The sequence below is a fragment of the Flavobacteriaceae bacterium genome, from assembly GCA_014075215.1.
Taxonomy (GTDB): domain Bacteria; phylum Bacteroidota; class Bacteroidia; order Flavobacteriales; family Flavobacteriaceae; genus Polaribacter.
The window spans coordinates 3,164,928-3,179,618 of the sequence record CP046177.1; the positions used below are offsets into that span (position 1 = coordinate 3,164,928).

The following is a 14,691-nucleotide window of genomic DNA, read 5'->3' on the forward strand; positions in this document are numbered from 1 at the left end:
TTTTTCCTTCCGTAGCGCTATGTGAAATTGCAAAACCTTTTAAAAACAGGCAATAAAAAGTAGATTTTATGGTTTTTATTTGATGAACAGATTGTTAAAGAGATGTTAAAAATGAGGTTTTGTTTTTTATTTAAATATTTTTAAATCAGAAGTGGTATTAGAAATACTGCCCAATACCAAAAACAAAACCACGTGTTGCATTTTTAGTAATTCCATATCCGTAGTCAACCCGAAAAACAGCATTATATATTTTTTTATGAATAAAGCGCAGTCCTAATCCCGGGTAAACCCTTACATTATCCGCTCTGCTAAAATCTCCAAAATTCCCACCCGGATTACGCCAGGAGCCTGCATCTACAAATACATTTCCCTGAACTGTAATATTGTTTTTCTTATAAAGGATATATCTGTACTCCGTATTTAATACAACAACTCCTGTTCCTCTGTCAATGGTATTCCCCACGCCGCGGATATTAATATTATTATCTACGGAAAAAGGCGCAAAAGGAGAATCGCTATTAGTAGCAAAACCAACCCGAAGTCTATTGGCCCAATTCCCTTTTTCTTCTACCCGTTTGTAATAAAAAAAGTCATTCCAGGCTATAGAGAAATTAGGTAAAATTTGATTTCTGGTACTTACATATTGAAAGTTAAAAAGGCTACGAAACCCTGAAACACTTTCGTAGTAATAATCCAGGTCGTTGTATTCATATATTAGTTTAACAAGTGATTTGTTTACAACCAATGCCTGTGGAACATTTGGGTTTGTCGCACCTGATTTATATTGATAATCTTCAGTAAAAAAACTCATTCCTAACTCTACCCGGTTTTTAAAATTAAACTGATAGAGCCCTAGTGCTTCATAAGAAGTATTATTGTATTTGTAATCCGAAGTAGTACCATCAAAAAAAACAGGTTCTTGTGTTGTTAAACTTTGAAAGTTAACAGCTAAACCTAATTTTCTGGTAAACAAATAGGGTGCTCTAAAATTAACGGCATAAGAATTATAGATATCTCGTTGAAAAAAACCACCTATGATAATATTTTTTCCCAGAAAGTTGTACTCATGTAACCCAATTCGATAAGCAAATTCATTATTATTTGTAGTATAGAAATTTACAAATGGGATGATGGTAAAATTGTCTTCGATATCTATGTATACATTATAAAAATTGTCATGTGAATAAAAGACTTGAAAATAGGCATGAGAAATACCTGGTAACCTACGTAAGTTCGCAATATCATTTGTAAGCATTAGTGAGTCTAATTTGTCTCCTGCTTTGGATTCCATTATCTTCTTAATAAAAGATACTCTTGTTCTTTTAGCGCCCCTTATCTTCATATCATAAATAACAGGTTCTTGTGCTTTCAGTTCTGAAAAAACAAGAAATAGACAAAACAAAAAAAGAAATTTCCGTATCATTATTGAGCTGTAAATGGTTTTTCAATAATCAAATTTACCCAATTATCTACACTTACACCCATTAGTGTAAAATTATAATTTTCTCCTAAAACAAGACTCGGAGGCACATTGGTATTAATATCTAATAAAACATTAGTAGTATTTTTATATTGAAACCACCTATCATAAGTATAGGTTCCCGAGAGAAATTGTTGTTGTATATCTATAACCTGAAAATAAATAGTATTATCGGGATATATTCCATCACTCCAGGTAAATAAGGGCATTAAGGATTGCATTTGGTCAATATTTACGGTATTTTTATATTCTGTTGGTTTTGATTCATTTTTTAATCGGATTGGATTCGACCTATGCAACGCTCCTTGAAACATAAAAGTAACAATGCTCCAGGATTCTTCTGAATTTAACCTCACAAATCGTTCTAATTTCCCACCAAAAACAGCTTCTTTTTGCAAACTTTTCATGGTATAATTTGAAAAATCATTTGAATCTACAGAAGTTGTCTCTGTTTCATAATATCGAATATCTGTGGCACCTTCTATAGGGTAATAAAAAATATAAGAGACGCTTTCTCTTTGATTTTCACTCGCTGCACATGCAATAACTTCCCCTAAAGGAGTATCGGAATTTATATTTATGTATTCCTGTAGATTTTGATTTAGAGTAGCCTCCATATCTTTTTTACAAGAAAAAAAGCAGAGGATAAAAATTAAAAAAAATACAATTCTAATTTGCATAGAGCTCTTTTAATAACAGTTCGGAAGGTTTATTTTGAGGTGTAAACCTGTTATTATTTTTACCTCCAACCCGATGATGCTTATGAAACCATTTCCATACAAACCCGCCTGCAAACCAATCTTCTTTCCAAAATTGATTGTAAATTGCTTGTAAACCATTCAATTGAGCCTCTAAATTTACGGATCCTGAAACATGTCTGGAATCCCAAGGCTCTTTTCCTGCATAATCCAGGCTTCTATAACCAAACTCTGTAAATAAAACTGATTTTTTATAGTTAAATTGTATTTTTTTAATTTCTTTTTTATGCTGTTCCCAACCCTCTTCAAATTCCTGAACTGTCGGTGTTTTTTTATCGGTTAAAGGAAAATAAGCATCTATCCCAATATAATCCAGCTGACTCCAAAATGTAACACGTTTAAATTCGTCCCAATTAGCAGCATATGTTAATTTTCCTTTATATATGTTTCTGATTTTTTGAATTAATGACTTCCAGTATTCAGGTCTGCTACTAACAAATTTTTCTAACTCCGTACCCATACAAAATAGATCAGCCTCAATTTCCTGCGCAGTCTTTGCATAGGTTAAAATAAATTGCTCATAGGAATTTTCAAGAGTTTTCCATTTTTTTTTGGTATTCATGGCAATAAAACCTGTATACTCTCCTCTCCAGACCCATATTTGAGGTTTTACCATAATCTTGATACCTTTTTTTTGTAATTCGTGAGCATACTGTTTAATGCCCTCTTCTCGTTCTCCATACCATTGTCCTTTGGTATTAAAACGGATTTCAGGCGATGATAATTCTCTGATAAAGCCGAAAGGCATTAATGCAGCATAGTTGGCATTGATATGAACTATCGGATTTGTGTCCTTACTTGTAATACTATCACTAGAGGATACAAAACTAACCCCATTAATCTTCTGGGCGTTTCCCTTAGAAAGAAAATTGAAGGCAATGAAGGAAAATAAAAAAAAGAGCCTGATTATTCTCATAATATAGACCCTAAATTAGTTAATCTCACTAGAACAATGCTCTTAAACCAATGTTAAATGTTTCCCCTAATCCCGTATTATGACCTCTTATAAAATTGGTATATAAAGTTTCTATATTTAAAATTTTGCTTATCTGGTACTTCGCTCCGCTTCCCAAAGCTGTGAAATCTTGAGAAAAATCGTTTCCTAAATCGAAATGTTTCCCCTAATCCCGTATTATGACCTCTTATAAAATTGGTATATAAAGTTTCTATATTTAAAATTTTGCTTATCTGGTACTTCGCTCCGCTTCCCAAAGCTGTGAAATCTTGAGAAAAATCGTTTCCTAAATCGAAATGTTTCCCCTAATCCCGTATTATGACCTCTTATAAAATTGGTATATAAAGTTTCTATATTTAAAATTTTGCTTATCTGGTACTTCGCTCCGCTTCCCAAAGCTGTGAAATCTTGAGAAAAATCGTTTCCTAAATCGAAATGTTTCCCCTAATCCCGTATTATGACCTCTTATAAAATTGGTATATAAAGTTTCTATATTTAAAATTTTGCTTATCTGGTACTTCGCTCCGCTTCCCAAAGCTGTGAAATCTTGAGAAAAATCGTTTCCTAAATCGATTCGTTGAGTGTGCTGTATTAGTGCTAAAATTGTAAATTTAGTGTTTGGGAAATAGCTTAAGAAAACTCCCGGAGCTAAATTCCAACTATTATTAGCGAAACTATCTGATTTCTTTCCAAAATTAAACTCAGAATTTAGCTCTGTAAATAATTGCCAATCACCACTTGGGAAAGTATAATCATAAAAAAATCTATTTTGAAAAATATATCCCTTTTGGTCTAAAAAGACACCATTTATTGTTTCCTGACTTATTAAGGGAATATGAAATGCCATTTGGACTGTAAAATTGGTTATCTTCTTAAACGGATTAAACTTTACTGCCAGTGCAAATGAGGTGATACCGGAGCGTGCAGTTCCGTTTTGACCATCAAAACCAAATACATCTAAAGCATTTCTTCCTGCGATCACATTAGAACGAACTTCTAACAACAATCCGAAATTAAAAGAACTTCTTTCTGAAATTCCGGTAAAAATATCTAGCGATGATGTAAAAAATGTTTGCCTGGGCTCTGCTCCATTGGTAAAAGTACTTTCCGTCTGCGTATATAAATTGTTAAACCATTTAATATCCCATTGTCCTTTCTTTAATAATTTAGAAGGTGTATAGGTTTGAATGACGCTTTTTGAATCCGAATCATTATCCTCGTCCTCTTGGGAAAACCCTTGATAGCTATAACTTATAAATAGTGTAATAATTAGTAAAAATCGTTTCATAATACAGGTTTAATAAATAGTTTTTAATTAAAATTTTGTTTTTTCATCTTGTTTTTCAGTACACAGTCGGAGGAATGTTAAATTAATTTCATAAATATATAATATATATTTATTATAAATTAAAAAATACTTTAAGAAATTCTTATTATTTTCGACAGATATGTTAACTATATAAAATTATGCATCATATTATTATTATTGGAAATGGAATTTCCGGGGTTACACTTGCCAGGCATATTCGAAAGAATTCAAATAAAAAAATTACGATTGTTTCGGCAGAGACGGATTACTTTTTTTCTCGTACGGCACTCATGTACGTATACATGGGCCATATGAAATTTGAACACACACAACCTTATGAACCTTGGTTTTGGAGAAAAAATAATATTCATTTGAAAAAGGGATATGTAAGCAATATAGACACTAAAAATAAGCTGTTGAATTTTTCTAGTGGAGAGACACTCTCTTATGATAAATTGGTGATTGCTTCCGGTTCCAAGCCTAATAAATTTGGTTGGCCAGGACAGGATTTGGAAGGTGTAATGGGAATGTATCATAAACAAGATTTGGATAATCTGGAAAAATACGCACCGAATAATAAGGTATGTAAGAGAGCTGTTATTGTGGGTGGCGGGTTAATTGGAATTGAATTGGCCGAAATGTTACATTCCAGAAATATTCCGGTTACATTTTTGGTACGTGAAACCAGTTTTTGGAACGGCGTATTGCCTTCCGGTGAAAGTGCCATGATTAACAGACATATTAGAAATCATCATTTTGATTTAAGGTTAAATACGAATTTAAAGGAAATTATATCCGATGAAAATGGCTGTGTAAAATCTGTTATTATTCAGGAAACCGGAGAGGAAATAGAGTGTAATGTAGTTGGGTTAACACCCGGAGTTTCTCCAAATATTGATTTTGTAAAAAGTTCTGATATAGAAACCGGCCGAGGTATTTTAGTCAACCGTTTTTTAGAAACAAGTATAAAAGATGTATATGCCATCGGAGATTGTGCGGAACAGAGAGAGCCTATTGGCAATAGAAGACCTGTTGAAGCTGTTTGGTATACGGGCAGGATGATGGGAGAAACACTGGCACAGACCATTTGTGGAAACAAAATTGAATACAACCCGGGACATTGGTTTAATTCGGCAAAATTTTTAGATATCGAATATCAAACGTATGGTTGGGTATTTTCCGAAAGAAACAAACCCGATTACGAAGAACATTTTCATTGGAAGCATGAAGATGATACCAAATGTATTACGGTAGCGTATCATAAAGATTCTAATCTGTTCCTGGGAATTAACACCTTTGGAATTAGAATGAGACATGAGGTTTTTGACAGATGGCTTACTGAAGAAAAAGACATAGACTATGTTATACACCATCTGCCGGAAGCAAATTTTGATCCGGAATTTTACAGTTATTACGAAAAAGAGATTTTGGCAGCTTATAATTATCAACTACAAACTACTACATAAAGAATCATGAGTACAAAAGTAAATCACAGTATGTCTTTGGCAACACCAGATGCTAAGGATATATCAACAAAACAAAAAATTGCTGCGATTATGGGAATTACAGGTTTAATTATCCTAATACTGGCAACGTTTAATGTAGCCCTTCCCAATAAAACAATTGTTCTTACAAGCAGTCTGGTTTTAATCGTTTTGGGAACTGTGCTATATGCCAATGAAATCTATCTGAAAAAATTAGAAGGAATTAAAAATGACGGTGTTTGGTTCAAATCTATTTCTTCAAGAGGTCTTTTAGGTTGGATAGCCGGAGTTTCCTTAACCGGTTTTTATATTGTTTTGTATTTCTACGCAGAATTATTAGGCTTAGGAGTTAACGGTGCTCCTAACACAGGTTTGGTAGCGCTGTTTGATCCCTTAAGTTATTTGTTGAGTAACAGGCCCGCAAGCCAATGGTTTGTATATGGCACATTGTATACGGTTGCTATTATAGCTTTTGGATATAAATTTATATTAAAGTACCGCCATAACAAATACCAACAGCTAAGAACGATTTCCGTTATGTTTTTTCAGTTAGGTTTTGCTTACCTGATCCCGGAATTTATGGCAAAATTAAACGAGCAACCTCAATACAACCTCCCTTACTATGACTTAAAAAGTATGTGGCCGTTAAACTATTATTTATTCGACGGTTGGTCTCTGGACGGATTACTATCTTCGGGTAATTTAGGGTTCGGGATGCTCGTTTTCGGTATCTTATCTATTTTTGTGATTTCTCCTTTTTTAACATATAAATATGGTAAACGTTGGTATTGTTCATGGGTTTGCGGATGTGGCGGACTAGCAGAAACAGCAGGAGATTCTTTTAGACAATTGAGTAGTAAAAAAATGTCTGCATGGAAGATAGAAAGATGGTTAATCCACACTGTAATGGTATTTTCTATCATTATGACCATTGCAGTAATTTATACTTACCTGGGAAATGATTCAAAAACTTTTTGGCTTACAAAAGAAGTATTCTTAGTTTTTACTGTGGGAGTTTTAACACTTATTTTCGCCTTAGTACTATTTTTTAAGCGTAATGAATTGGGGAAAGATGCAACCTACGGAGCTATTGGTTTTTTTGTGATTTTAGGTGCTTTACTGGCAATGTATTTGACGGATACTTCCAGCCATGTTTTTTATATCAGTTCCTGGGATTTAAGGTCTGCATATGGAGTATATATAGGTGCTGTTTTTTCCGGAGTTATTGGAACAGGGTTTTATCCTATCCTCGGGAACAGGGTCTGGTGTCGTTTCGGGTGCCCGATGGCAGCAATTTTAGGATTTCAGCAGCGTATGTTCTCTAAGTTTAGAATTACCACCAATGGAGGGCAATGCATCTCTTGTGGTAATTGTTCTACTTATTGTGAAATGGGAATCGATGTTCGGGCCTATGCTCAGAAAGGAGAAAATATTGTACGTTCCAGTTGTGTAGGCTGTGGTATTTGTTCGGCTGTTTGCCCCAGAGGGGTTTTAAAATTAGAAAATGGCGAACAAAAGGGAAGAATTAACCCCACTGAAATATTATTAGGGAACAATGTCGATTTGATGGAATTGGTAAACCGTAAATAATGTTTTTTAAGAAAATCCTACTTATTGGGTTTTGTTTTGTTTTGTTAAAAGCATTTTCCCAGAAAACATACCACAAGATCTATTATAAAAATGGAAACTTAAAAGAAGAAGGCTGGATCAAAAAAAATAAGAAAAACGGATATTGGAAATTCTACTATGAAAATGGGGTTTTAAAAAGTAAAGGACATTTCAAAGATAATTTAGAAACAAAATATTGGTATTTTTTTAGAAAGAACAGTATTAAAGAAAAGGAAGGACATTACTTTTCGGGAAAACAAAATAAGTGGTGGCTGTATTATGATGACAAAGGGCATATTTACCATAAATGTCAATTAAAAGACAATAAGAAAAATGGGTATTGTTTGATCTATAAAATGGAAAAGTTAACAAAGGTGGCTAAATTTCAACAAGGAAAAAAGATAAAAGAATGGACAGATCTTAAATCCTTTAAAAAGGACAATAATTTATCGGATTTAAAAGAATGAAGCAAATCATTAAGGTCATCATTCCGGCATATAATGAGGAAGATGCTATAGTTAATGTTATAAATGACATTCCGGATATTGTTGATGAAGTTATTGTGGTTAGTAATAATTCTACCGATAAAACCGAAGAAAATGCACGAAAAGCAGGTGCTACTGTTTTAAAAGAATCTAAACGAGGTTATGGGTATGCCTGCTTAAAAGGTATGGAATATGTGGTGCACTCTGAGACCGCCAAACATCCGGATATAGTGGTTTTTTTAGACGGAGATTATGCTGACTATCCTGAACAATTAGTTGAAATTATTGCACCTATTATAAATGATGATATGGATTTTGTTATTGGAGCAAGAGTTAAAAAACTAAGAGAGGAAGGGTCTATGACACCGCAACAGGTTTTCGGCAATTGGCTGGCAGCTTTTCTCATGAGATTGTTTTTCAATGCCAAATACACGGATTTAGGGCCATTTAGAGCTATTAAATACAATAAGCTATTAGCGTTAAAAATGGAAGATAAGACCTATGGCTGGACAGTAGAAATGCAATTGAAAGCCATCAAACAAAAATTATCGTATATAGAAGTTCCTGTGAAATATAGAAATAGAATAGGCGTTTCTAAAGTTTCAGGAACCTTAAAAGGTATATTAGCCGGCGTAAAAATTTTAAGTTGGATTTTTAAATATAGTTTCAAATAATGCTTCTTGAATATACTATCATAACTGTTTACTCGATTGCACTCATTTTGATATTTATGTACGCATTGGCACAATTGAACTTACTTTTCAACTATATGAGTGCGCAAAGTAAAAAAGATACTTGCCCAAAATTTGATTTTAAGAACCCCGATGAAGTTCCTTATGTAACCGTACAACTTCCTGTCTATAATGAGTTATATGTCATGCAGCGATTGTTAGAGAACATCGTAAAATTGGAATATCCGAGGAATAAACTTGAAATTCAAGTGTTAGATGACTCTACGGATGAATCTGTCGAATCGACGAAAGCTCAAATTGAAAACTTCCGGGAATCAGGAGTCAATATTCAACACATTCGAAGGAATAACAGGGAAGGTTTTAAGGCAGGAGCTCTAAAAGAGGGATTGAAAATTGCCAAAGGTGAATTTATTGCCATTTTCGATGCGGATTTTTTACCTGAAACAGACTGGCTTCTGCAGACAGTTCCTTATTTCAAAAACCCTGAAATAGGTGTGGTACAAACCCGTTGGGAGCACATTAACCGAAATTATTCTACGTTAACCAAAGTGCAAGCTTTTGCATTGGATGCTCATTTTACACTAGAGCAGGTAGGAAGAAACAGTAAAGGGCATTTTATCAATTTTAACGGAACCGCCGGTATTTGGCGTAAAGAATGTATTATAGATGCCGGCAACTGGCAGGGAGATACGTTAACGGAAGATCTTGATTTAAGTTACAGGGCACAGCTAAAAAAATGGAAGTTCAAATATTTGGAAAATGTGAAAACTCCTGCCGAACTGCCGGTTATTATCAGCGCTGCCAGGTCGCAGCAATTTAGATGGAATAAGGGCGGTGCCGAGAATTTCCAAAAAATGGCCAAACGGGTTTTAACCACTCGGGGGATTCCTGCAAAAACAAAAATTCACAGCTTGTTGCATTTGCTGAACAGTTCTATGTTTTTAATGATTTTTTTAGTAGCAATACTAAGCATCCCTATGTTATACATTAAAAACGAATACGCACACTTAAAACCTTATTTCTATGTGATGAGTTTCTTTGTTATCAGTACCATTATTTTCTTTATCTGTTACTGGTTTATGTTTAAGAAAAGTTATGGCGGTGGCATCAAAAATTTCTTCAAATACATTGCCACTTTCTTTACTTTTTTCTCTATTGCCATGGGATTCTCTTTACACAATACCATTGCTGTTTTAGAAGGTCATTTCGGGAAAAAAAGTGAGTTTGTAAGAACCCCGAAATTCAATATCAAAACCTTAAAAGATACGTGGAAAAATAATGAGTGCATTCGAAAAAGACCTTCTTTAAATGTGATTATTGAGGGGATGCTGACATTTTATTTTGCATTTGGTATGTACAGTGCTTTTATAGTGGGTGACCAAGGAGGAGATTTTGGATTGTTCCCATTTCACTTAATGCTTTTCATTGGGTTTGGTTACGTTTTTTGTAAATCCATTTTTTCAAAAATCTAATATAATTTAAAGTTAGAAAGTTTCCAGTTCCAAGTTCCGGAATTGAGCATCTAATTATAAATTTTTCTTATAGTGCTATAAATAAAATTTATAATTGTCAAAAAGTTGGTATTAAAGTTCATACCACTCAATATTTAAATCTTTTTCTAATTCTTTGTTATTATGCTTCCACTTTTCAGCAAGTGAATTTCCATTAGAACTGACCACACATTATTGTACCCTTTGTGTTTGAGTCCAAAAGGATAGTAATCCGTAGCATGTGTAACCGCTAAGGTTCCGTTTTGTATGGTTTTGTTGATAATGACATTGTCTATATATACGATTTGGCCCGGTCCGCTATAATGGTCTTCTCTTAGTCTAAAATTAAAACGGTAGGTTCCTGTTTGCGAGGGTGTAAAAGTGGTATATAAAACTCCGTTTTGCGCTACTATCCGGTTTTGCTTCAACACATTTGCTTGCCAGATACCAAACTCTAACGGAGCATCTGCAAACCCGGTTTTGTCTACTTCAATGGAAATTTCATAGTGCGTATTGGCTTGTAAGGAATAATAGCCGTTTGCACCGTTCAAATCGGTATCGGTACTTATCTTTAATCTTCCGTTTTCCACGTCGGCAGTTGCCGTTCCGCTCGCTATACAAGGAGAAGCATTTCCGTTGTTAAAATCCGTGATGGCTATCCGTATACCGTGTTGTTTGGAAACTACGGCTCTTACATTGCCCAAATGGTCTGTTAACTGATACAGAGTGGAGTGCGATTGTTTCTTGTATATTCCCACACGAGAGGCTCCGTATACAGGTAGTTCTACCAATGTATTGTTTTCATAAATGGCCAAAACATTTCCCGATACGTCTCTTATATAATCGGTAGTATGGCTTTGGGTTCCGTTGTTATAGGTAGTTTTACGCGTTCTAAAACCTTTATCATTGTAAGTAAAGGCTACTTTAATGACATTGTTGTGATATACTTTGGTTACCAGCCCGCTTGCATTATACTCGTAAGAAACACCTTCTTCCGCATTATTTACTAACTGGCCTATGATATTATAGGTATAATTATTTGTGTCCTGGTCTTTTAAATCATTGGCATTGGTAGTGGTAGTTACGGCATCGTCCACATGGTCTAACCGGTTGGGTTTTCCGGGCTTGTAGTGATAGGTAAACCGATCCATCAGATTGCTGCTATTGGCCTCCGTATTTTTATTTCTATAGAGTGTTTGTATGTTTCCGTTGGCATCATAGGTAATATTATGTACCTTATAATCGTCGGCAGCTACCGCATTTCCTCCGCTAAAGGTAGCTTCGGTCAGCCAATTGTTGCTATTGTATTGGTATGAATATTGCGCAGGAGTATTTGTGCCGTTACCCCAGTTGGTATTAGAGGTAATTCCTTTAATATTTCCGTTAAACTGATCGGTTCCCGAACTCATCATAGAAAAATTAGGGTTTCTCGTATAATCACCATTATAATAATCAATTACCATTCCAAATAGATCATTGTTATCTCCGCCCGGGTCGTTGGCAGCATTCAGATCAGGGTGGTTAATGGCTTTTAATTGTCCTGCTAAGTTATAAACATAATCTATTCCTTGCAAGCCGTTGGCAATTTCTGTTCTTTTTAGTGCTCCTGTTTCGTAATACTGATAGCTTGCATGAGTAATGTATTCAATATCATCGGTAGACGTTTCCACACGTATCAGTTCTTGTACTTCATTATAGGTATATCGGTGAATAAATCTTTCCGAGGATTTGAATTTTTGGTAGATCACTTTTGCCACCTGGCCGGTTACGGGGTCGTATTCATAGTCTATGGTTCTGAGCCCGTGTCCGGAGATCGCTTGCACTATCCACCGTACTCTTCCGTAAATATCATAACTATACCAAGTTCTGTGGCCGTTATTGTCATAGGTAGAGGCTACGTTTCCTGACAGGTAGGTTTGCCGGTAATGGGCCGGTACATAACTTCCGAAACCGTAATACAGCCCATAAAATAACCACCAGGGTGATGACTGATAGGTTACCTCATCATAAATAGTGTATTGCTGTTCTCTCTTTACTCCGTAAGCAGTTGTTGAAGTATCGGGGTCCAGATATGAAAAATCGCCGGTACATATTCCGCTTTCTACGGGGCGCCCCAAAAAATCGTAGTTTGTATATGAAAACTCTTCTACTACATCGGAGATTCTGCTTAAACCAATATGATCTATATAAAAATGGGTTTCCGCAGTGGTGTTGGTATTGTCTTTGACAATGAGTAAAGACAACTTGTTTGCCTGATTTACCGTATAAGCATACTGATGAGTCCCCGAGTTTAAATCCGGACTGATATTATTCCATGACAAATGGTTGCCTGCCTGATCCAGTTCCTGAATATACAGAAGGATTTTTGACTGGGTGGTTGCTTTATCAAATGTCAATGTGATATTCAGCGTTTCACCGGGCGTAGTGGAAAAATCGGATAGTTTATGACGAATACCTCCCCAGGAAGCACTTACATTCACTTTTAAACGTCCGTTTTCCAATACCGGATTGCTGTTTCCGTATTCATATTGTAACCAGCCTCCGTAACCCACGGCAAAATCACTTTCTATAATACTTTGAACCCCGCTTTGTTTGCTGTTTTGAGAAAAGCGGATTTGCCCGTCTTTTCTGTACTTAAATTCCGCATCTCCTTCGTCCGGGCTGGTAGTTTTCAGGATTTGTCCTAAGGAGTTTTGAGTAAAAGTAGTATTCAGATTATAGTTATGAGCTACATTGGCAGATAGGTTGTCCAAACTATCATCATTAAAACCCAAAGGCTGCAAGGTAGCTTTCAGATGCCCTGTGTCGTTGTAATAATTGAGTGTATAATCGTAATAATTTACTTTATAGCGTACGCCCGCATGTGTGGCGGCAACAGGATAGATCACCTTATTTGATTTGTCAATATAGGCAAGGGTAGCTTCTTTTTGTAAGGCAAGTGTGCCTGTATATTCAATTCTGTAAAAGCCTGCCCCCGGGTTATTGGCGGGCACCACTTGCTCACTTTTTAAATCATATACTTTATAATCGGAAGCGTTGCCTAAAAATGAGAGGGTTCCTTCACATCCTTTTGGCAAATGAATGTCTACGTATTTTTGCGCTCCGATCAGGGAAACCACCTCGTATTGCTTTGTGCCTCCGGAACGCGCACTTGCCAGTGCTTTTCCGTCATCGTCCGTAAATGACACAAATTCATTGCCATGCACATCTTCTACTACTGTTTTATGTACTCTTAGCCATGTAATGTGTTTTGACGGATCATTTAAAACCGTGTTGATACCCGAGTAGATCTCTGCGATGTCAGGAGTACCGGGAAAATAATCATATCCAAAAGCATAATACATTTCCTGGGCGGCGTTCATTGAAAAAGAATAGGCTTGTTTCCACTGATTGTCAATTTTATTTCCACCAATAACTTGCTTTACTGCACCAGGGTTTAAGGTACTATAAATAGTTCTGGAATAAGGTCTGTCAGTTTTATCCTGATACATTTCATCTGCATTGGAAGTACTATAATAGTTTCCTAAGGTATGGGGCTGAGTACCCACGGTAGCCGGATTTTCAATATTTGAATTTTCAAAATCAGCAACCGTATAATTAGCATTGTTCGGTTTTTTAATAAACCCTTCTTTGTATTGAAATATCTCGTCTGAATTTTTATTCGTAATGGGTGCGCTTAAGGTAGTAAAAGCAGCCCTTCCTGAATAATCGTATAAGGTTTGTGCAGCCCAAATTCTTTTCTCTTTAATATCATAGGTTTGGGTTTGGATTCCTCTGCCTAATTCATCAAAATACGCTTTGGAGCTACTCAGTACCTTTCCTGTAATATCATAAGATTTGGACTGTACCCAGTTTAAGTTTTCAACAGGGTCGGGGCACCCATTGTTTGTTAAACTATAGGCATTAGGGCAAGTATCTATATTGTTGGTTACTCTCCCCGGAATGGGAGTACAGCTAAATTCGGGAGTTGAGAGGGCGTCTCCAAAACCGTCTCCGTCCGTATCCGAATAATAATTTACCCCGTCGCAACCTGATCCGGCGGCCTGTTGTATGCTGATAGGAATCAGCATTCTGATTTCGCCACCGGTGCTTCCGGCTATTGTAACCTCTCTTACGGTTGCCGTTTGGTTTTCCGCAATGGAAAAGGTTACGTAGCCATAGGTATTTTCGGCAACGCGAATCCAGGAAGGAAGGTTACTAAAAGACAATACCTGCCTGCAATCCAACGGTGAAAATGCCAGCATTATCTTTATGGTTTGTGCATTGGCAGTTACTGTTGCCGGGTTTCTGTATGTAATTTCCGCGCGGTTGTATGTGGCAACAACCCTACAATTGGTATCTTCGTCGGGTGTGAGCAATCTCTGAGCATAACTCAGTAAAGTTCCTGTCATTAAAAATACTATCGTAAAAATGAAACTCTTTTTCATCGT

General features: G+C 35.8%; 9 protein-coding genes and 1 pseudogene. 5 read left to right on the forward strand and 5 right to left on the reverse strand.

The window, feature by feature from the left end:
- Window positions 1-157: 157 nt before the first annotated feature.
- From GKR88_15755 to GKR88_15770, 4 genes and pseudogenes are all read right to left on the reverse strand, one after another.
- Window positions 158-1,423: an outer membrane protein assembly factor gene (locus GKR88_15755; protein ID QMU65593.1), complete on the reverse strand. Its 1,266-nt coding sequence runs from the start codon at window positions 1,421-1,423 to the stop codon at window positions 158-160.
- Window positions 1,423-2,097, reverse strand: coding sequence for a hypothetical protein (locus GKR88_15760; protein ID QMU65594.1), 675 nt, complete (start codon window positions 2,095-2,097; stop codon window positions 1,423-1,425). Before GKR88_15760 ends, GKR88_15755 begins: the two co-directional genes overlap by 1 nt.
- Window positions 2,098-2,149: 52 nt before the next feature.
- Entirely contained in the window at window positions 2,150-3,118 is a 969-nt protein-coding gene (locus GKR88_15765; protein ID QMU66752.1) for a glycoside hydrolase, read from the reverse strand.
- A gap of 508 nt (window positions 3,119-3,626) precedes the next feature.
- A pseudogene (locus tag GKR88_15770) lies at window positions 3,627-4,481 on the reverse strand (hypothetical protein).
- 179 nt (window positions 4,482-4,660) lie between these two features.
- On the opposite strand from GKR88_15770, the gene GKR88_15775 reads away from it, so the two are divergent.
- Genes GKR88_15775 through GKR88_15795 form a run of 5 tightly spaced genes read left to right on the forward strand, consistent with a single transcriptional unit; the run spans window position 4,661 to window position 10,243 of the window.
- Window positions 4,661-5,968: an NAD(P)/FAD-dependent oxidoreductase gene (locus GKR88_15775; protein QMU65595.1), complete on the forward strand. Its 1,308-nt coding sequence runs from the start codon at window positions 4,661-4,663 to the stop codon at window positions 5,966-5,968.
- A 6-nt stretch (window positions 5,969-5,974) separates the two neighbouring features.
- Window positions 5,975-7,576: a 4Fe-4S binding protein gene (locus GKR88_15780; GenBank protein ID QMU65596.1), complete on the forward strand. Its 1,602-nt coding sequence runs from the start codon at window positions 5,975-5,977 to the stop codon at window positions 7,574-7,576.
- A complete protein-coding gene (locus GKR88_15785) occupies window positions 7,576-8,061 on the forward strand; it encodes a hypothetical protein (protein ID QMU65597.1) in 486 nt (161 codons plus the stop codon). Before GKR88_15780 ends, GKR88_15785 begins: the two co-directional genes overlap by 1 nt.
- On the forward strand, window positions 8,058-8,753 hold the full coding sequence (locus GKR88_15790; GenBank protein ID QMU65598.1) for a glycosyltransferase: 696 nt from the start codon (window positions 8,058-8,060) through the stop codon (window positions 8,751-8,753). Before GKR88_15785 ends, GKR88_15790 begins: the two co-directional genes overlap by 4 nt.
- Window positions 8,753-10,243, forward strand: a complete 1,491-nt coding sequence (locus GKR88_15795; GenBank protein QMU65599.1) for a glycosyltransferase — start codon at window positions 8,753-8,755, stop codon at window positions 10,241-10,243. The genes GKR88_15790 and GKR88_15795 overlap by 1 nt, the downstream gene beginning before the upstream one ends.
- Before the next feature lie 146 nt (window positions 10,244-10,389).
- On the opposite strand, the gene GKR88_15800 is transcribed toward GKR88_15795, so the two are convergent.
- Window positions 10,390-14,688 carry a hypothetical protein gene (locus GKR88_15800; protein QMU65600.1) on the reverse strand — a complete coding sequence of 1,433 codons (4,299 nt, stop codon included), beginning with the start codon at window positions 14,686-14,688 and terminating at the stop codon, window positions 10,390-10,392.
- Window positions 14,689-14,691: the final 3 nt, after the last annotated feature.